The following is a 19,486-nucleotide window of genomic DNA, read 5'->3' as shown; positions in this document are numbered from 1 at the left end:
TCTCACATAGCGCGAAGAAACGCCCTTAGGGGCGGAAAGTTACGTGCTTTCACCCCTTCCGGTGGCGCGATGGACAACCGTCCATCGCGCCACCGGCCCTTTTGCATAGCTTCTTCCTGCAGGTGGCGGCCGTGCCGCCGGCCCACCAGGGACGTCGACAGGGGAGGACGGGGGTGCACTCATGCGTATTGGACTGCTCACCGAAGGTGGCTATCCGGATGCGTCCGGTGAGTCGTACGCGTGGTGCGACCGGCTCGTGCGCGGGCTCACCGGCCATGACTTCGAGGTCTACGCCCTGAGCACCGACGCCCGTCAGGAAGCGCGGCCCCGGCCCGAACTGCCGGATCACGTAAGCCTGGTACACCGCGCCCCCCTGTGGGGCGACTTCCCCGCAGGTCACCGCCGGGCCGCCGAGGAGCGCAAGGGCCGCACCCCCGGCCGCCGCGCACGGCGCCGCTTCGCCGAGCGCTTCGGCGATCTCGTGACGGCCTTCGCCACGGTGCCCGCCGGGAGCGGTCCGGCCGGCGGCGCACCGCACGGGGGCGCACCGACCGGGGACCCGCCGAGCGGCCCCGACAGCGCCCCCGATACGCCCGTGACCAGGAAGGCGGACCGTTTCGCCGCCGGTCTCTACGGGCTCGCCGAACTCGCCAGGGAGCATTGCGGACTGCCCGCGATGCTGCGCTCCGAGGGCGCCGTGCGCATCCTGGAAGCCGTCTGCCACGGCCCCCGCGCACTGCCCGCCGCCCAGGGCGCGCAGGTCAACGACCTGCTGGCGGTCACCGACCGGCTCGAACTCGCGCTCCGGCCGCTGTCCCTGGACTGGTACGGCGACCGGCACACCCCCGGTCTCGGCGGTGTGGACCTCTGTCATGCCACCTCCGGCGGCGCGGCCGCCCTCCCCGGACTGCTGGCCAAGCGCTTCTTCGGCACCCCGCTCCTGGTCACCGAGTACGGTGTCCGGCTGCGCGAGCACTACCTCGCCCGCGCCGCCTCGCCGCTGAGCGTGCCGGTGCGCGCGCTGCTCGCCGCCTTCCAGGGCACACTGGCCGCCGAGACCTACGCCCAGGCCGCACTGATCACCCCCGGCAACACCCACGCCCGGCGCTGGCAGGAGCGCTGCGGCGCCGACCGCGCCCGGCTGCGCACGGTCTACCCGGGCATGGACGCCGCCCCCTTCGCCGCGGTCGCGGACGCCGCCGCGGACGACTCCAAAACACTGGTGTGGGTCGGCACGGTGGAGCCCGCGAAGGACCTCATCGCGCTGCTGCACGCCTTCGCGGAGGTCCGGAAGGCCGAGCCGGCGGCCACGCTGCGGATCATCGGCGGGCCCGGCCGCGACCCCCGGGCGCCCGGCTATCTCGCACACTGCCGGGTGCTGGCCGCCCAGCTCTTCCCCGACGAGGCGGCCGACGCCCGCACCGTCGGCGAGAACCCGGTCAGCTTCGAGGAGATCGGCAGCCCCGAGGTGCCGGCCCTGGAGGACGCCTATGCCTCCGGTGCGGTGGTGGTGCTCTCCAGCGTCATCGAGGGCTTTCCGCGCTCCCTGGTGGAGGCGATGTTCTGCGGACGCGCCACGGTGTCGACCGACGCCGGGGCGGTCTGCGAGGTCATCGGCGGCACCGGTCTGGTCGTCCCGCCGCGCAACCCCCGCGCCCTGGCCGAGGCCTGCGCGGCCCTGCTCGCCGACCCGGACCGCAGGGCCAGGCTGGGCGCGGCGGCGCGGGCGCGGGCGCTGGAGCTGTTCACCGTCGAGCAGAACGTCGCGGCATTTCGTGGCATCTACCTGGAGTTGATCTCCCGCGCCCCCGCCCGCCCGGCCGTCTGCCGCACCCGGGACGCGCACGGGGTCCCACGGCCGTTCGCCCGCCCCGCCGAGTCCCATGTCCCCGGCCGCTGGGCCGCGACCGGCACCGCCGCCAGGGCGGCCGCCGTCCCGGCCGGCCGAACGCCGAGTTGGGCGGCGGGCGAGGCCGGGCGGCCCGCCGCGGTGCCGGTCGCCGCCGAGGCGCGCACGGAGACCGGGGGCGGGGACGTCGTCCGGGAGAGGGGACAGGCCGTGAGACGGGATGGCACGGCGGGCAACCCGGCGTGGCCGGCGCGAGGGAGAGAGCAATGGTGACCAGTGTGCTGGACGTGATGTGTGCGATGGGTGTCGTGGGTGTGGCACTGGTGACGGGCATGGCGGATGTGGCGCACGGCGGTGGCCGCCCCGGCAGCCCCGTCCGCGCCGACCGGCGCACCCCGGGCAGCCCCGGTAGCCCGCCCCGGCGCCGTACCGCGCACCCCCGCCCCGGTCCGGGCGGCTGCGCGCAGACTCGGGGGAGGGGGAACGGGGCATGACCACACCCGAAGGCGGCGCCACCGCGGCTCCGGGAGAGGTGCGCGCCGAACGGCCCGCGCCCCCGCGCAAGGACGCCGCCGCCCGCCCCCTGCGCCGCGGCCCCGCCGACCCCGTACGCACCCTGATGCACCACCACCAGGACCTCTGCGCCCGCGCCGTCGACGCGCTGGAGATCGCCGCCGGCCTGGAGGCGCACGGCGTCACCGACCGCACGGCCGCCCGCTTCCGGCACCGCGATGTCTTCTCGCTGGCCGAGGAGCTCTACGCCCGGGTGCCGCGCGCCGCCCCGGACGCCACCCCCGCGGCGGCGCCGTACGCGACCGCCCCCGCCCGGCGCTCCCGCACCGTGTGCGCGGCACTGCAGCTGCTCCCCGGCGCCGTCAGCGTCGCGGCCGTCGCCGCACTCGCCTCGGTCACCACGGCAACTCCCGCCGTACGCACCGCCGTCGGCGCCTCGGGCTTCGCCCTGCTCGCCCTCGCCGTCCGGCTGGGCGTACGGTCCGGGCCGCTGCGGCTGCGGCTGCGCCACGGCACCGGGCCGCGCACCGCGGGCCTGTGGGTCTGCTGGACGGCCGGGTACGCGGTGTACGGGGACTGGCTGCTCGGACAGCTGCTGGCCGGCGGGCCCGATCTGCCCCACGCCGCTCCCCGGGCCGCCGTCGCCCCCGCCGTGGCACTCGCCTTCGCCGTCGCCCCCGCGGCCGGCTGCGCCCACTGGTTCACGGTGCGCGGACGACGCGTCCTGGCCGCCAGCCGCGGACTCGAAGAACTCGCCGCCCGGGTACGGCCGTTGCTGCTCGCCGCCACCCTGCTCTTCCTCTTCGCGCTGGCGGCGCTGCTCCTCGGTGCGGAAGCGGTCCTCGGCCGCGGCGACGTGAGCGCGCCGGTGGCGGCGGCCGCGCTGGGGGTGCTGCTCTTCCTCGCCCGGCTGCTCGCCGTGCACGGCTTCCCCGAGGCGGCCGCGGCCGGTCTGGCCTCGGCCGCCGCCCTGGAAGCCCTCGCCCTGGCCCTGGTGCTGATCGCCCGGCTCCCCGGCCTGCCCCCGCTGGGCGTCCCGGTCGAGGCGCTGACCACCGCTGCGGGACCGGCCGCGGTACCCGCCGTGGCCTGCACCGCCGCCGCCCTCGGCCTCCTCGTCCACGGCCTGCGGGCGCTCACCGGCGCCTGCGCGCACTGGCCCGCCCCCTCCGGACCGGCGGAGGCGCACCGGCCGTGACCTTCCGGACGACCACCGGCCCCCGATACCCCGCACCCCCACACGGGCACCCCCACCACGCACCACCCCCGGAGCGGCACCCCGAAACGGCCGCTCCGGCCTCTTCACCGCGGACCTCACCCCCCACGTGGCCCCCGCCCCCGGGGCGGACGCCGACTCCGCGGCCGAAGCCGACCTGCTTCCCTCGATCCGCCTTAGGAGCACGACATATGAACGTCCAGCCGACCACACGCCACGCGGACCGGGGGGTCGCACGATGAGGGTGCTGCTCATCGGCGCCAACGGCTACCTGGGCCGCTATGTCGCCGACCGCCTGCTCGCCGACCCCGCCGTCCAGCTCACCGCCCTCGGGCGGGGCGACGACGCCGACGTCCGCTTCGACCTGGCCACCGGCAGCCCCGGGGCGCTCACCCGCTTCCTCGACGCGGTCCATCCCGGTGTCGTCGTCAACTGCGCCGGTGCCACCCGCGGCGGGGCCCGCGAACTGACCCGGCACAACACCGTCGCGGTCGCCACCATCTGCGAATCGCTGCGGCGCAGCAGCTGCGGTGCCCGGCTCGTCCACCTGGGCTGCGCCTCCGAGTACGGGCCCTCCCAGCCCGGCTCCTCCACCGCCGAGGACGCGGTCCCGCGCCCCGGTGGCCCGTACGGCGTCAGCAAACTCGCCGCCACCGAACTGGTCCTGGGCTCCGGGCTCGACGCCGTCGTGCTGCGGATCTTCTCGCCGGTCGGCCCCGGCACCCCGGCGGGATCGCCGCTCGGGCGGCTCGCCGAGGCCATGCGCCGCGCCATGCAGTCCGGCGACAGCGAACTCAAACTCGGCGGGCTCGGGGTGCAACGCGACTTCGTCGATGTGCGCGATGTGGCGCGGGCGGTGCACGCCGCCTCGCTGTCCGCCGCGCAGGGCGTCGTCAACATCGGCACCGGCCGGGCCGTGCGGCTGCGTGAGGCCGCTTCGGTGCTCGCCCGGGTCGCCGGCTTCGGCGGCGCCCTGCACGAACTCGACTCCCCGCCCGCCCGGCTGGTCATCCCCGGCCCGTCCCCGGAGCACCCGGCCGGCTCGCCGCCCGCCACCTACCCGTACCCGGACGGCTGTGGCACCTGGCAGCAGGCGGATGTGCGCACCGCCCGTGACCGCCTCGGCTGGCGCCCTCGGATCGGGCTGGAGGAGTCCCTCGCCGACATCTGGATGGAGGCCGCATGCCGCATCTGAGACCGGTGTCCGCCTGTTGGGACGCCGGGACAGGGGCGGCGGTGTGCGCCCGGTCGGCGAGCTGCTCCCCGAAGAGCCCGGGGGAGGGCCGCCGGCCACCCTCCGGAGTGGTGCCGTCACCTCGTCCACTGCGTGCCGCGCACCTCTCTCGATGAGGTACTGCGGAGCGCCCGCCGGCAGGGGCGGGCACGGAGCGCGTCACCGGCCGCCGTGACCGGCGCGGAGTGGCCCGGGCGTCCCTGCCCGGCTACTGGGACGAAATCGTCTCGCGCATCGGAACGGGTGTCTCGGAATGAAGAAGGGCGTGGCAGTGTTACGGGGAGAGCAAGCTCCCCCACTCTCGGCTCGGCTCGGGCGGGGGGAACCCCATCTAGACCGACCAACGGAGTCCCCGTGTCGCTGCCACCCCTGGTCGAGCCCGCTTCCGAGCTCACCGTCGATGAGGTCCGCAGGTACTCCCGCCACCTGATCATCCCCGATGTCGGGATGGACGGGCAGAAGCGGCTGAAGAACGCCAAGGTGCTCTGTGTGGGCGCCGGTGGCCTGGGCTCGCCCGCGCTGATGTATCTGGCCGCGGCCGGCGTCGGCACGCTCGGCATCGTGGAGTTCGACGAGGTCGACGAGTCGAACCTGCAGCGCCAGATCATCCACAGCCAGGCGGACATCGGCCGCTCCAAGGCCGCGTCCGCCAAGGACACGGTGCTGGGCATCAACCCGTACGTCACCGTGAACCTCCACGAAGAGCGCCTGGACTCCACGAACGTCATGGAGCTCTTCGCGCAGTACGACCTGATCGTGGACGGCACCGACAACTTCGCCACCCGCTACCTGGTCAACGACGCCTGCGTGCTGCTGAACAAGCCGTACGTCTGGGGTTCGATCTACCGCTTCGACGGTCAGGCGTCGGTGTTCTGGAGCGAGCACGGCCCCTGCTACCGCTGCCTGTACCCGGAGCCCCCGCCGCCCGGCATGGTGCCCTCCTGCGCCGAGGGCGGCGTCCTCGGTGTGCTGTGCGCCTCCATCGGCTCCATCCAGGTCAACGAGGCCATCAAGCTGCTCGCCGGTATCGGTGACCCGCTCGTCGGCCGGCTGATGATCTACGACGCACTGGAGATGACCTACCGTCAGGTCAAGGTCCGCAAGGACCCGGACTGCGCGGTCTGCGGGGAGAACCCGACCGTCACCGAGCTCATCGACTACGAGGCCTTCTGCGGCGTCGTGTCCGAGGAAGCCCAGGAGGCCGCGGCCGGCTCGACGATCACTCCCAAGCAGCTCAAGGAGTGGATCGATGGCGACGAGAAGATCGAGATCATCGACGTCCGGGAGCCGAACGAGTTCGAGATCGTCTCGATCCCCGGCGCCAGGCTGATCCCGAAGAACGAGTTCCTGATGGGCACCGCCCTCCAGGACCTCCCCCAGGACAGGAAGATCGTCCTGCACTGCAAGACGGGCGTCCGCTCCGCGGAGGTCCTGGCCGTCCTGAAGTCCGCGGGCTTCGCCGACGCCGTGCATGTCGGCGGCGGCGTCATCGGCTGGGTCAACACCGTCGAGCCGGAGAAGCCGGTCTACTGAGCTTCCCCCGCCACCCGCAAGGCGCCGGTCCGTGCACCACGGACCGGCGCCTTCGCGCTGTCTGAAGGACGCCCCCGGCGCGGCGGCCGTCCCCGCTCAGATCTCGCCCTTGCGCGTCAGATAGGTGAAGGCCAGCCAGCCCGGCAGCACCGGCAGCCAGAAGACCATCAGCCGGAACAGCAGCACCGCGGGGAACGCCACGTCACCGGCGAGCCCGGCGACGGTGAGCGCACCGAACAACGCGCCCTCCACGGCGCCCACACCACCCGGTGTCGGCGCGGCCGAACCCAGCGCGTTACCGGCCAGGAAGGCCACCGCGATACTCGCGTAGCTGATCGTGTCGCCGCCGCCGAACGCCCGGATCGAGGCGTCCAGGCACATCACGTTCGCCGCCGTCAGCAGCAGCATCCCGCCGATGCCGGTGACCAGCTTCCCGGGCCGCTGCAGAATGTCCAGCATCCGCGGGACCACGCCCGCGAACAGCGACCGCACCCGCGTCGAGACGAACTTCCGCAGCGTCGGCACCGCCGTGACGACCAGGACCAGCACGGCCACGGTCAGCAGCCCGGCGATGACCGTGCGGGACGGGGAGATCGTCGGGGTCCGTTCGGTGCCCGTCAGATAGCCGAAGGTCAGCAGCAGCAGGATGTGGCTGCCCAGCCCGAACAGCTGGGAGGCTCCGACGCTCGCCACGGCCAGGCCGGGACGGACCCCGGCGCGCTGCAGGAAGCGCGTGTTGAGCGCCACCCCGCCGATCGCCGCGGGCGCGACCAGCTTCACGAAGTTGCCCGCGATCTGCGCGATGACCGTCTTGACGAACGACACCTTCTCCGTGACGAACCCCAGCAGGCTCATGGCCGCCGCGATGTACGTCAGCCCCGAGAAGCCCACCGCGACCAGCACCCACATCCACTGGGCCTCGCTGATCAGATCGCTGAGGTTGAAGTGGGTGAGCTGCGACAGCAGCAGATAGACCGCGAACGCGCCGGCGATCCAGCTGATCAGGATGCGTGGGCTGAGCCGCTCCAGCTTCGCCGGTTCGATCACCGCCGCCGGGCGGATCAGCAGCACCTGCCGGCGGATCTGGGCCAGCAGATCCTCCTCACGGGCCTCCTCGGTCGCCTCGTCCAGGGCCCGCTTCTCGGCGTTCTTCTCCGCGTGCCGCTCGGCCCGGATCGTCTTGCGGTCCTTCGGGCCCGCCGCGTCGCGGGCCTCCCGCGCCTCCTTGGCGGCCTGCGAGGCCTCCAGCACCGCCTCCCGCTCCCGCTTGCCGCGCTCCCGGGCCAGCTGGCGCAGCGTCGCGCGGGTGGTGCGGCTCAGCGCGATCGGCTGCAGCAGCGGAAGACTGTCGGCGACCGCGTCCGGGCCCAGCACCTCGACGGCCGCGGCCACCGCGCGCTCGGCGCCGACCCGCAGCCCGCAGGTGGCCAGCAGCTGGGCGATGTCCATCCGCAGCACCAGATCACCGGCCGCGATCTCCCCGCCGCGCAGCTCGGTCAGCACGATATGGCCGGAACGGTCCACCAGCAGCGCGTCACCGACCAGCCGCCGGTGCGCGATCCGCCGTGACTGCAGCGCCTCGACCTGCCGCCAGGCGCTGTGCATCAGCGCGTCGGTGATCTCCTCGTCGGCCAGCGAGTCGAAGCTGCGGCCGCCGATGTGCTCGTAGACCAGCATCACCGCGTCCGGGCCGAGCTCGGAGGTGGCGATCAGCTTGGGCGCGTTGGCGCCGGCCGCGATGGCCGCATACGCCAGCAGCGCCTCCTGCTCCAGCGCCTGGCGCAGCGACTGCAGACTGCGGCGCTGATTGATGCCGCGCAGCGACAGCCGGCGCCACACGCGGTAGAAGAAGCCCTGCGCCTGCTGTTCGCGGTCGACGACCGTGACATCGATCGGCGGGCCGTCCTCCAAAGTGACGAGATAGCGGCGGCCGCGGTCGGCGTGCTCGGACTGCTCCGCGCCGGCGGCGTCCTCGGCGCGCAGCGCGGAGACCGGGTGGAAGCCGACCCGGCGCAGCCCCGCGAGGAGGTTCTGGCCGGTGGGGCGGACATTGGGGGAGCCGACGGCATAGAGGGTGCCGTAGGCGACGGTCCAGCCGATCAGCACGGTCGTGACGATCGCGAACGGTGTGGTGTACCGGCCGACCAGCACCGCGAACGAGTCCAGCAGCAGCACGCACCACATCGCGACCCGCCACCGGGGCCGCCGGGCCATGCCCACCGCCGTCATATAGGCGATCACGGGCGCCAGGTAGCTGTGCACCGGAGCGGAGAGGGAACCGTTGTCCAGGGTCTGGGTCAGCGCGTCCCGGATGGACGGCGGGGCGGCCTCGGCCACCCACAGGTCGGTGGCCAGCGACACCCCGTGGGCGAGGACGGCGGCGAGCACCCCGTCCGCGATCCGCAGCCCGTCCCGCTTGATCAGCCGCTCGACGGCGAACGCCACCGGCACGATCAGCACCGCGACGCTGGAGGTCAGCCCCGCCAGGTTGATCAGCAGTGGCGGCGCCGCCTTCGCGCCGCTGCCGATGTCGTTCTCCAGGCCCTGGGTGGTGCCGTGGGCGAACGTGGCGAGGCCGAGGACGAGCGCGATCCCGGCGATGCCGAGCAGCAGCCGCAGCAGGTCGGAGGGCCGGTGCACCCGGGCGGGCAGCAGCGGCTCGTCCCCGGAAACCCGGTCGACGTGGAACTCGCCGTACTCGTCGGCGCTCAGATCGGCACGGTGCGAGCCCGTACGGGGCTTGCTCCGGGCCGTGCCGGACACCTGCTCCTCGCCCTGGTCGTGCCGGACCCGCTCCTCCTCGGGCTGCTCGCTGTCCCGCTCCTCCTCCTGCCGCTCGCTGGGCTCGGGCTCCTTGGGCCCATCCGGCCTCTGGGGCGCCCCGGGTCGTTCGGCCTTCTCGATCGTGCTCGCCTTTTCGGTAGCGGAAGCCGTGGCCGGCTTCCGTTGGTGCTTCCCCTGTCGCGCCACCTGCTGCCGCTCGGGCCGCTCGGTCACAGCGGCCGGTCCGGGCGCGGTATCGGCGGCGTCGACGGCCAGCGCCTCAGGGGCGCCCGCCTCCCGTGGAGGCGCTGCACCCTGCTGCTCGGCCGTCTCTTCTTGATCTCGTATCACCAGTCACCGTCCGGAAGATGGTGGCACGGCCGACCGTTGGAGGGGGGCATCAGGGTGCATTTCGGGGGTGCGGGAAGCGGAACATCCTCCCCCGCACCGTGGCTGACGGCGCCTTGCCGCCGACCTCCCGGGGGTGCGGGACCGTGTGTCCGCTCCCATTGTCGGTGCCGTGCGGCAGGATGGACCGAATGAGTGGGACCGGAGAGACGGCGGAAGGCGAGCTGCCCCCCTACGCGGAACGGGTCCTCGCCGTCGCCGAGCTGATCCCGGCGGGCCGGGTGATGACGTACGGCGACGTCGCGGAGTGGCTCAGGGACGAGGAGCCGCCCGAAGGGCTGCCGGCGACGGGCGGCGGCGGGCCGCGCCAAGTGGGGCGGGTGATGGCGCTGTACGGCGGCGCGGTGCCCTGGTGGCGGGTGGTGCGCGGGGACGGCCGGCTGCTGCCCGGCAGCGAACTGCGCGCACTGGCGCACTACCGGGAGGAAGGCACCCCCCTGCGCGCCGCGGCCCGGGAGGCCGAGGACCATATACCGAGGCTCGACATGCGGCGGGCCCGCTGGGACGGGCAGCAGAACGGCGGCGCCGCTCCGTAGTACCGGCGGCGGCGCGATGGGGATCCCTCCGGGCGGAGTCCGGGGGAGGCCCGTGGGACGCGCTGCGGCCCGGGTGCCGACTCGCGTAGCGTCGGGCACTGCCGTCACGACGACGGCCCCGCCGCGCACCGCACCACCGGACCGTTCTCCCGACCGGCGGCCCGCACCGCGGCGCTCCTCCGGACCCCGTCCGGGGGATCCCCGTCGCACCACCCACGCACCACGACAAGCACCTCCTCAGGACCGGCGATCCACGTGAGTTCCTCCTTCTCGGCCGCCCCGCCGACGCAGCCCCACCGGGCGGCGCGGCGGGCTGCCGCCGGCGCGTACCGACTGGTGCGCACCCCGCCGGGGCGGGTGGATCCTCCTGACTTGGACGCAGCCCAGCGCGCCGTGGTTGACCACCGGCACGGGCCGCTGCTGGTCCTGGCCGGGCCGGGCACCGGCAAGACCACCACCCTGGTGGAGTCGGTGGCCCGCCGGGTACGGGCCGGCGACGACCCCGAGCGGATCCTCGTCCTCACCTTCAGCCGCAAGGCCGCCGTCGAACTCCGCGACCGGCTCGCGGCCCGGCTGGCCGTTCTGGAGGGGCAGCCCGACGGGCGCCCCGGTACGGCCGCGGGCGGACGGCGGGCGGGCATCCCGCAGGCGACGACCTTCCACTCCTTCTGCTACGCCCTGGTCCGCGCCCACCAGGACGCCGACCTCTTCGCCGACCCCCTGCGGCTGCTGTCCGGACCCGAGCAGGACCTCGTCGTCCGTGAGCTCCTCGAAGGACAGGCGGAGCTGGCCGGCGCCGGCCGCGCCCTGGTGAGCTGGCCGGACGAACTGCGGGCCTGCCTGACCACCCGCGGGTTCGCCGACGAGGTCCGCGCGGTGCTCGCCCGCAGCCGCGAACTGGGCCTGGGCCCCGACGCCCTCGGCGCCTTCGCCCGGCGCACCGGCCGCCCCGACTGGAGCGCCGCGGCCGCCTTCCTCGCCGAATACCTCGACGTCCTGGACGCCCAGGGTGTCCTGGACTACGCCGAGCTGGTGCACCGCGCGGTGCTGCTCGCCGAACACACCGATGTCGCGGCGCAGCTGGCCCGTAGTTATGACGCGGTCTATGTCGACGAGTACCAGGACACCGACGTCGCTCAGGTACGGCTGCTGCGCGCGCTCGCCGGCAACCACGGGGCCACCGGCACCCCGGGCTCCCCGGGCTCCCCGGGCCGCACCCTCATCGCCTTCGGCGACCCCGACCAGTCGATCTACGCCTTCCGCGGCGCCGACATCAACGGCATCCTCGACTTCCCCGAGACCTTCCGGCGTGGCGACGGCACCCCCGCCCCGGTGGCCGTACTCGGCACCTCCCGGCGCTCCGGCGCCACCCTGCTCGCGGCCACCCGGCTGCTCACCCGCCGGATGCCGCTCACCCGCCTGCCCGCCCGGAAGGTCCGCGCCCACCGCGAGCCCACGCCCGTACGGGACGGCGGCCGCGTCGAGGTGTACACGTACCCGACACCCGGCGCCGAACTCGACAACATCGCCGACATCCTGCGGCGCGCCCACCTGGAGGACGGGGTGCCCTGGCGCGAGATGGCCGTCCTCGTCCGCGCCGGAGGGCGCTCGCTCCCCGCCGTGCGACGGGCGCTCACCTCGGCCGGGGTGCCGCTCGACATCGACGGCGACGATCTGCCGCTGCGCCACGAACCCGCGGTCGCCCCCCTGCTGACGGCCCTCCGGGCGGCGGCTCGGGCCGCGCTCCGCCAGGAGCCGGGCGAGGCTGCCGACGGTGAGCCGGGCGAGGCTGCCGACGGTGAGGCCGGGGCCGGTAGTGGTGAATCCGGGGCCGGTAGTGGTGAATCCGGTGTGGACGAGGGTGTGGATGAGGCCGCTGGAGGCGAGGCCGGGCCCGGCGGATCCGATGCGGACGAGGCCGGTGCCGACGCATCCACTGGTGCCGTTCCCGCCCCCGCCGCCCCCCGGTGGCTCGACGCCGAAACCGCGCTCGACCTGCTGGCCTCCCCCCTGGGCGGGATGGACTCCGCCGACCTGCGCCGCCTGGGCCGCGCCCTGCGCGAGGAGGAGCGGGCCGCCGGACAACCGCTGCCGCGGCCCTCCGACGAGCTGATCGCCCGAGCGCTCGCCGAACCCCAGCGCCTGGTGGCCCACGACCCCGCCTACGCGCGCGGTGCCCAGCGCCTCGGCCTGCTGCTGCGCAAGGCCCGCGAACTGCTGGCCGGCGGCGGTACCGCCGAGCAGGCCCTGTGGGAGCTGTGGGACGGCACCCCCTGGCCGCAGCGCCTGGAGCGGGCCGCCCACCGCGGCGGAGCCGGCGGCCGCAACGCCGACCGGGACCTGGACGCCGTCGTCGCCCTGTTCGAGACCGCGGCCCGCGCCGAGGAACGCACCGGCGGCCGCGGCGCCCTCAACTTCCTGGAGGAACTCGACGCCCAGGACATCGCCGCCGACACCCTCACCCGCCGCGCCGTCCGCCCCGACGCGGTACGGCTGATGACCGCCCACCGCTCCAAGGGCCTGGAGTGGCGGCTCGTCGTCGTCGCCGGTGTCCAGGAAGGCCTCTGGCCCGACCTGCGCCGGCGCGGCTCGCTCCTGGAGGCCGACCGGATCGGCCGCGACGGCCTGGCCGAACCGCTCACCCCGGGCGCACTGCTCGCCGAGGAACGCCGGCTGTTCTACGTGGCCACCACCCGCGCCCGCGAACGCCTGGTCGTCACCGCCGTGAAGGCCGCGGCCGACGACGGCGACCAGCCGTCCCGTTTCCTCACCGAGCTGGGCGTCACCCCCCAGGACATCACCGGCCGCCCCCGCCGCCCCCTCTCGGTGGCCGCGCTGGTCGCCGAGCTGCGCGCCACCACCGTCGACCCCGCGGCCACCCCCGCGCTGCGCGAGGCCGCCGCCCAGCGGCTCGCGAAACTGGCCGCACTCCACGACGACGACCACCACCCCCTGGTGCCGGCCGCCCACCCGGACAACTGGTGGGGCCTGCACGAACCCACCCACAGCAGCGTCCCGCTGCGCGACCGCGACCGTCCCGTGGTCCTCTCCGGCAGCGCCCTCGACCAGCTCGCCCACACCTGCTCCCTCCAGTGGTTCCTGGGCCGCGAGGTCAAGGCGGACACCCCGGCCACCGCCGCCCAGGGCTTCGGCAACGTCGTCCATGTGCTCGCCGACGAGGTCGCCTCCGGCCGCACCCCCGCCGATCTGACCGTCCTCATGGAGCGCCTGGACTCCGTATGGGACGCCCTCGCCTTCGACGCCCCCTGGAAGTCACGCCAGGAAAAGGACCATGCGCGCGCCGCCCTGGAGCGCTTCCTGCGCTGGCACGTCATGGAACGCGAGACCCGCGGCCGGGACACCGTCGCCACCGAGCACGGCTTCGACCTCACCCTCCGGGCCGGCGCCTACGAGGTCCGTATCCGCGGCAGCATGGACCATGTCTCCCAGGACACACAGGGCCGGGCGTATGTCGTCGACTTCAAGACCGGTAAACAGAAACCGACCGGCCCCGAAGTCGCCCGCCACCCCCAGCTCGCCGTCTACCAGCTCGCGGTGCGCGAAGGCGCGGTCGACGACGCCTTCGACGGCCGCACCCCCGAACCGGGCGGCGCGGAACTGGTCCATCTGCGGCTGGGCGCCCCCCAGAAGGAAGGCGGCGACGCGCTGCCCGCCGTACAGGCGCAGCAGCCGCTGGACGGGGAGTGGGTCGGGGAGCTCCTCGCCACCGCCGCGGGCCGCGTGCTGGAGGAACGGTTCACGCCCACCACCGGCAGCCACTGCACCCACTGCGCCTTCCGGGCCTCGTGCAGCGCCCAGCCGGAGGGGCGGCACATCGTGGAGTGAGCGGGCGGAGTGAGCGGGCGGGGCGCCGGGCGGCCGCGAGCCACCGCGGTGCCCCGGCCCTGCCCCGTGCCTCGGCCCTGCCCCGTGCCTCGGCCCTGCCCCGTGCCTCGGCCCTGCCCCGTGCCTCGGCCCTGCCCCGTGCCTCGGCCCTGCCCCATGACCTGGGACGACGATGGCGGCGACGGCGACTGTCAGTGGCGGCCGTTACGGTTCTTGCTGTGTCAGCTCGCCTCACCGACCCCGACCAGCTCAAGGAGCTGCTCGGCATCCCGTTCACCCCGGAGCAGACGGAGTGCATCACCGCCCCGCCCGCCCCGCAGGTCATCGTGGCCGGAGCCGGATCCGGCAAGACCACGGTCATGGCCGCCCGCGTGGTGTGGCTGGTCGGCACCGGCCAGGTCGCCCCCGAACAGGTCCTCGGGCTGACCTTCACGAACAAGGCCGCCGGCGAACTCGCCGAGCGCGTCAGGGCCGCGCTGCTCGCCGCCGGCGTCACCGATCCCGACGCCCTCCCGTCCGCCACCGGCGACCAGCCCCCCGGAGAGCCGCGGATCTCCACCTACCATGCCTTCGCCGGCCAGCTCCTCAAGGACCACGGCCTGCGCATCGGCCTGGAACCCAGCGCCCGGCTCCTCGCCGACGCCACCCGCTTCCAGCTCGCCGCCCGTACCCTGCGCGCCGCCCCCGGCCCTTACCCGGCGCTCACCACCTCCCTGCCCTCCCTCGTGGAGGACCTCCTCGCCCTGGACGCCGAGCTCGCCGAACACCTCGTGGACCCCGCCGCGCTCCACGCCTACGACAGCGAGCTCCTCGCCGCCCTCGAGGGGGTGAAACTCACCAACGCCGACCTGCGCAGGGCCCCCGAAACCGCCCGCGGCCGCCTGGAACTGCTCGACCTCGTCACCGCCTACCGCAGCGAAAAGCGCCGCCGTGACCTCCTCGACTTCGGCGACCAGATCGCCCACTCCGCGACCCTCGCCACCACCCGCCCGGAAGTCGGCCGCATCCTGCGCGACGAATTCCGTGTCGTGCTCCTCGACGAGTACCAGGACACCTCCGTCGCCCAACGCCTGCTGCTCTCCGGCCTCTTCGGCGCCGGGGCCGGGACCGGGGACACCACCGGGACCGGGGACGCCACCGGGGCCGGGGGCGCCACCGGTCACGCCGTCACCGCCGTCGGCGACCCCTGCCAGGCCATCTACGGCTGGCGCGGCGCCTCCGTGGCCAACCTCGACGACTTCCCCGCCCACTTCCCCTTCCAGGACGGCACCCCCGCCCGCCGGTACGCCCTCAGCGAGAACCGCCGCAGCGGCGGCCGCCTCCTCGACCTCGCCAACGGCCTCGCCGCCCCCCTCCGCCGGATGCACGAAGGCGTCGAAGCCCTGCGCCCCGCCCCCGGCGCCGAGCGCGACGGCCTCGTCCGCTGCGCCCTGCTGCCCACCCACGCCGAAGAGCTCACCTGGCTCGCCGACTCCCTCGCCCACCTCGTCCACACCGGCACCCCACCCGGAGAAATCGCCGTGCTCTGCCGCACCGCCGGTGATTTCGCCCGCATCCAGGGCGAACTGGTCGCCCGGGACATCCCCGTAGAGGTCGTCGGCCTGTCCGGGCTGCTGCATCTGCCCGAGATCGCCGATCTCGTCGCCGTCTGCGAGGTGCTCCAGGACCCCACGGCCAACGCCGCCCTGGTCCGCCTGCTGATCGGCCCGCGCTGGCGGATCGGCCCCCGCGACCTGGCGCTCCTCGGCCGCCGCGCCCGCACCCTCGTCCACCACGGCGGCCCGTCCGACGACCCCGGACAACGCCTTGCCGAGGCCGTCGAAGGTGTCGACCCCGCCGAGACCATCTCGCTCGCCGACGCACTCGACACCTTCCTGGAAGCCGAAGGACCCGACGACGGCCTCCCGTTCTCCAGCGAGGCACGGGTGCGCTTCGCCTACCTCGCCACCGAACTCCGCGACCTGCGCCGCTCCCTCGGCGACCCGCTCATGGACGTACTCCACCGGGTGCTCACCGCGACGGGCCTGGAAGTCGAGCTGTCCGCATCCCCGCACGCCCTCGCCGCCCGCCGCCGCGAAACCCTCGGGACCTTCCTCGACATCGCGGCCGGATTCGCCGCCAAACAGGGCGGCGAATCCCTCGACGGCGACGCCACCCTCCTCGCCTTCCTCGGCTTTCTGCGCACCGCCGTCCAGCACGAGAAGGGCCTCGACAGCTCCCTCCCCGGCGGCGACAACACCGTCAAAGTGCTCACCGCCCATAAATCCAAGGGCCTGGAATGGGACGTCGTCGCCGTACCCGGCCTGGTCGGCAAGCAATTCCCCAGCGAACAGGCCCGCGAGTCCTGGACCAGCCGCGCCAAGGTCCTCCCGCACGCCCTGCGCGGCGACGCGGCGACCCTCCCCGACGTCGGGGAATGGACCGCCCGCGGCCTGAAGTCCTTCAAGGAGGCGATGAAGCACCACCAGGAGACCGAGGAACTCCGCCTCGGCTATGTCACCTTCACCCGCCCCCGCTCCCTGCTGCTCGGCTCCGGCCACTGGTGGGGCCCCCAGCAGAAGCGGCCACGCGGCCCGTCCGCCTTCCTGGAGGCCCTGCGCGAGCACTGCGAAGCCGGACACGGCGAGATCGAGCACTGGGCTGCGGCCCCCGAGGACGGCGAGGAGAACCCGGCCCTCTCCGAGGCCGCCACGGAACAGGCCTGGCCGCTGCCCCTCGACCCCACCGCCACCGCCCGCCGCCGCGCCGCCGCGGCCACGGTCCGCGCCCATCTGGAACGCCGGACGGGGCAGCAGGCGGCCGTCTCCGCGTCCGCCGCGCCCTCCCTCTCGGCCCACGACCCCGACTGGCCGCCGCCCCCGCCGGACGACACATGGGACCCGGACCCGTACGACCCGTACGACGTCCCCGAGGCCGACGCATTCGGTCTCCGGGAAGCCGACCCGTTCGAGGACGCCTCGGCGTACGACGGGCCCGATGCCGGCCCCTTCGCGGCGGCTTCTTTCGAGGCGGACCCTTTCGAAGCCGACGCCTTCGAAGCCGACGCCTTCGAAGCCGACGCCTTCGAAGCCGACGCCTTCGAAGCCGGCCCGTCCGACGCCGGCCGGTCGTACGCCGGCCCGTTCGAAGCCCGACCGTCCGAGGACGCCGCAGTGCACGACGTCCCGGTGCACGACACCGCCGAGGCCGAGGCCGAGGCCCAGGCCCAGGCGCAGGCGCAGGGTCGGGCCGGGAACGGGACCACGCCCGCCTCCGCGGCGGACCGGGCCGCACCCCGCCCCCGCATCATCGCCCAGCGCTCCACCGAGCCCGACCTCACCGGCCCGGCCGACTCGGGCCACCCGGCCGCCACCAGCCACCCCGACCCCGTCACCGCCCACCACGGCGACGCCGCCCACCCCGAGGACGCCGGCCCCCACACCCTCCTCCCCGAGGAGCGCCGCACCGTCGGATCCTGGGACCGCGATCTGGACGCGCTCGCCGCAGAGCTGCGCCGCGCCCGCGCGACCGTCCGCGACGTCCCGCTGCCGTCCGCGCTCAGCGCCACCCAGCTCCTCCGCCTCGCCGCCGACCCGAACGGCTTCGCCCGCGAACTGGCCCGCCCCATGCCGCGCCCGCCACAGCCCGGCGCCCGCCGCGGCACCCGCTTCCACGCCTGGGTCGAATCCCGCTTCGAAGAGCTCACGCTGCCGCTGCTCGGCCCCGACGAACTGCCCGGCGCCGAACCGGGCGAGGAAACCGAGATCGTCGACGAGCACGACCTCGAAGCCCTCAAGGAAGCCTTCGCCCGCACCCCCTACGCCCACCGCACGCCCTACCGGGTCGAGGCCCCCTTCCAGCTGACCCTCGCGGGCCGGGTCATCCGCGGCCGGATCGACGCCGTCTACAAGGAGCCCGGCCCCGAGGGCGACCGATTCGAGATCGTCGACTGGAAAACCGGCCGCGCCCACACCGCCGACCCCCTCCAGCTGGCCGTCTACCGCCTCGCCTGGGCCGAGCGGTACGGCCTGGAGCCCTCCGCCGTCGACGCCGCCTTCCTCTACGTCCGCAGTGGAGAGGTGGTCAGACCCGCCCGGCTCCCCGGCCGGGCCGGGCTCGAACGCATCCTGCTCGGAGAGACCGCCGACCGGCCTCCCCCGGAAGGCCGATAGGCTCGGTCGTATGAGCACAACCCCGGACAGCGCCGTCCACGCGTACCTCACCCTCCACCGCGCGGCCTTCCTCGAAGACCTCTCCGACTGGCTGCGTATCCCCTCCGTGTCCGCCGACCCGGAGCGCGCGGGCGATGTACGCCGCAGCGCCGAATGGCTCGCCGCGAAGCTCACCGACACCGGCTTCCCGACCACCGAGATCTGGGAGACCGGCGGCCTGCCCGCGGTCTTCGCCGAATGGCCCTCCGGCGACCCGTCCGCGCCGACCGTGCTCGTCTACGGCCACCACGACGTCCAGCCCGCCGCCCGCGAGGACGGCTGGCACACCGACCCCTTCGTGCCGCAGACCATCGACGGCAAGCTCTACGCCCGCGGTGCCGCCGACGACAAGGGCCAGGTCTTCTTCCACACCCTGGGCGTGCGCGCGCACCTCGCCGCGACCGGCCGCACCGCCCCCGCCGTCAACCTCAAGCTGCTGATCGAGGGCGAGGAGGAGTCCGGCTCACCGAACTTCCCGGCCCTGATCGAAAAGCACGCCGACCGCCTCGCCTGCGACGCGGTGATCGTCTCCGACACCGGCATGTGGTCCAAGGACACCCCCACGGTGTGCACCGGCATGCGCGGCCTGACGGACTGCCAGATCGACCTCTACGGCCCCGACCAGGACATCCACTCCGGATCGTTCGGCGGCGCCGTCCCCAACCCCGCCACCGAGGCCGCCAGGCTGGCCGCCGCGCTGCACGACACCGACCGCCGCGTCGCCGTACCCGGCTTCTACGACGGCATGATCGAACTCACCGACCGCGAACGGGAACTCTTCGCCGAGCTCCCCTTCGACGAGGAGGAGTGGCTGCGCACCGCGCACTCCCACGCCCCCCTCGGCGAGGCCGGCAGCACGACCCTGGAACGCATCTGGGCCCGCCCCACCGCCGAGGTCAACGGCATCGGCGGCGGCTACCAAGGCCCCGGCGGCAAGACCATCGTGCCCGCCACCGCACAGCTCAAGCTGTCCTTCCGGCTGGTCGCCGGACAGAACGCGGCCACCGTGCAGCAGTCCGTACGCGACTGGGTCGCAGCGAGCCTCCCGGCCGGTATCCGCCACGAGATCTCCTTCTGGGGCGCCACCCGCCCCTGCCTCACCCCGCTCGACCACCCCGCGCTCCAGTCCGTCGTCCGCGCCATGGGCCGGGCCTTCGGCCAGAAGATCCGCTTCACCCGCGAGGGCGGCTCCGGACCGGCCGCCGACCTCCAGGACGTCCTCGGCGTCCCGGTCCTCTTCCTCGGCATCTCCATCCCGTCCGACGGCTGGCACGCACCGAACGAAAAGGTCGAGCTCGACCTGCTGATGAAGGGCGTCGAGACCGCCGCCCACCTATGGGGCGACCTGGCGGAGACCTGGCACACGGCCTGACCGCGCGCACCGCCGTACCGACCCGC

Annotated in this window: 10 protein-coding genes; 9 read left to right on the top strand and 1 reads right to left on the bottom strand. The window is 74.4% G+C overall.

Annotated features, from left to right (window positions below):
* Positions 1 to 181: 181 nt before the first annotated feature.
* The 5 genes from SLV14N_RS13230 (at position 182) to moeZ (ending at position 6,345) form a co-directional block, all read left to right on the top strand.
* Entirely contained in the window at positions 182 to 2,122 is a 1,941-nt protein-coding gene (locus tag SLV14N_RS13230) for a DUF3492 domain-containing protein (RefSeq protein ID WP_208681096.1), read from the top strand.
* Complete coding sequence (locus SLV14N_RS13225) at positions 2,116 to 2,343, top strand: hypothetical protein (protein WP_208681095.1); 228 nt, start codon at positions 2,116 to 2,118, stop codon at positions 2,341 to 2,343. The genes SLV14N_RS13230 and SLV14N_RS13225 overlap by 7 nt, the downstream gene beginning before the upstream one ends.
* The gene (locus tag SLV14N_RS13220) at positions 2,340 to 3,560 is read left to right on the top strand and encodes a hypothetical protein (protein WP_208681094.1); all 1,221 of its coding nucleotides are present in this window, start codon (positions 2,340 to 2,342) and stop codon (positions 3,558 to 3,560) included. Before SLV14N_RS13225 ends, SLV14N_RS13220 begins: the two co-directional genes overlap by 4 nt.
* Before the next feature lie 256 nt (positions 3,561 to 3,816).
* On the top strand, positions 3,817 to 4,773 hold the full coding sequence (locus SLV14N_RS13215; RefSeq protein ID WP_026169597.1) for an NAD(P)-dependent oxidoreductase: 957 nt from the start codon (positions 3,817 to 3,819) through the stop codon (positions 4,771 to 4,773).
* Between the two features lie 393 nt (positions 4,774 to 5,166).
* Complete coding sequence (gene moeZ / locus SLV14N_RS13210; RefSeq protein WP_208681093.1) at positions 5,167 to 6,345, top strand: adenylyltransferase/sulfurtransferase MoeZ; 1,179 nt, start codon at positions 5,167 to 5,169, stop codon at positions 6,343 to 6,345.
* A gap of 96 nt (positions 6,346 to 6,441) precedes the next feature.
* On the opposite strand, the gene SLV14N_RS13205 is transcribed toward moeZ, so the two are convergent.
* Positions 6,442 to 9,057 (bottom strand): lysylphosphatidylglycerol synthase domain-containing protein, encoded by a 2,616-nt coding sequence (locus SLV14N_RS13205; protein WP_259670749.1) that lies wholly within the window; start codon positions 9,055 to 9,057, stop codon positions 6,442 to 6,444.
* A gap of 590 nt (positions 9,058 to 9,647) precedes the next feature.
* Between SLV14N_RS13205 and SLV14N_RS13200 the strand changes: the two genes are divergently transcribed.
* The 4 genes from SLV14N_RS13200 to SLV14N_RS13185 all read left to right on the top strand — a co-directional run bounded on the left by SLV14N_RS13200 (position 9,648) and on the right by SLV14N_RS13185 (position 19,460).
* Positions 9,648 to 10,052 (top strand): MGMT family protein, encoded by a 405-nt coding sequence (locus tag SLV14N_RS13200; RefSeq protein WP_208681092.1) that lies wholly within the window; start codon positions 9,648 to 9,650, stop codon positions 10,050 to 10,052.
* Between the two features lie 372 nt (positions 10,053 to 10,424).
* The gene (locus SLV14N_RS13195) at positions 10,425 to 13,898 is read left to right on the top strand and encodes an ATP-dependent DNA helicase (RefSeq protein WP_263269409.1); all 3,474 of its coding nucleotides are present in this window, start codon (positions 10,425 to 10,427) and stop codon (positions 13,896 to 13,898) included.
* Between the two features lie 218 nt (positions 13,899 to 14,116).
* Positions 14,117 to 18,049, top strand: coding sequence for an ATP-dependent DNA helicase (locus tag SLV14N_RS13190; protein WP_263269408.1), 3,933 nt, complete (start codon positions 14,117 to 14,119; stop codon positions 18,047 to 18,049).
* Between the two features lie 10 nt (positions 18,050 to 18,059).
* Entirely contained in the window at positions 18,060 to 19,460 is a 1,401-nt protein-coding gene (locus SLV14N_RS13185; RefSeq protein ID WP_263269407.1) for a dipeptidase, read from the top strand.
* The last annotated feature ends 26 nt before the right edge of the window (positions 19,461 to 19,486 follow it).

The sequence above is a fragment of the Streptomyces sp. Je 1-4 4N24 genome, assembly GCF_026239515.1.
Taxonomy (GTDB): domain Bacteria; phylum Actinomycetota; class Actinomycetes; order Streptomycetales; family Streptomycetaceae; genus Streptomyces; species Streptomyces nigrescens.
The sequence above is the reverse complement of the archived record's forward strand: the minus strand, read 5'-3'. Positions and strand labels throughout refer to the sequence as shown.

What these genes read in the sequence shown, in the direction of transcription:
- SLV14N_RS13185 (WP_263269407.1), top strand. Translation starts at nt 18,060, where the DNA reads ATGAGCACAACCCCGGACAGCGCCGTCCACGCGTACCTCACCCTCCAC.
- SLV14N_RS13220 (WP_208681094.1), top strand. Translation starts at nt 2,340, where the DNA reads ATGACCACACCCGAAGGCGGCGCCACCGCGGCTCCGGGAGAGGTGCGC.
- SLV14N_RS13200 (WP_208681092.1), top strand. Translation starts at nt 9,648, where the DNA reads ATGAGTGGGACCGGAGAGACGGCGGAAGGCGAGCTGCCCCCCTACGCG.
- SLV14N_RS13230 (WP_208681096.1), top strand. Translation starts at nt 182, where the DNA reads ATGCGTATTGGACTGCTCACCGAAGGTGGCTATCCGGATGCGTCCGGT.
- SLV14N_RS13225 (WP_208681095.1), top strand. Translation starts at nt 2,116, where the DNA reads ATGGTGACCAGTGTGCTGGACGTGATGTGTGCGATGGGTGTCGTGGGT.
- SLV14N_RS13215 (WP_026169597.1), top strand. Translation starts at nt 3,817, where the DNA reads ATGAGGGTGCTGCTCATCGGCGCCAACGGCTACCTGGGCCGCTATGTC.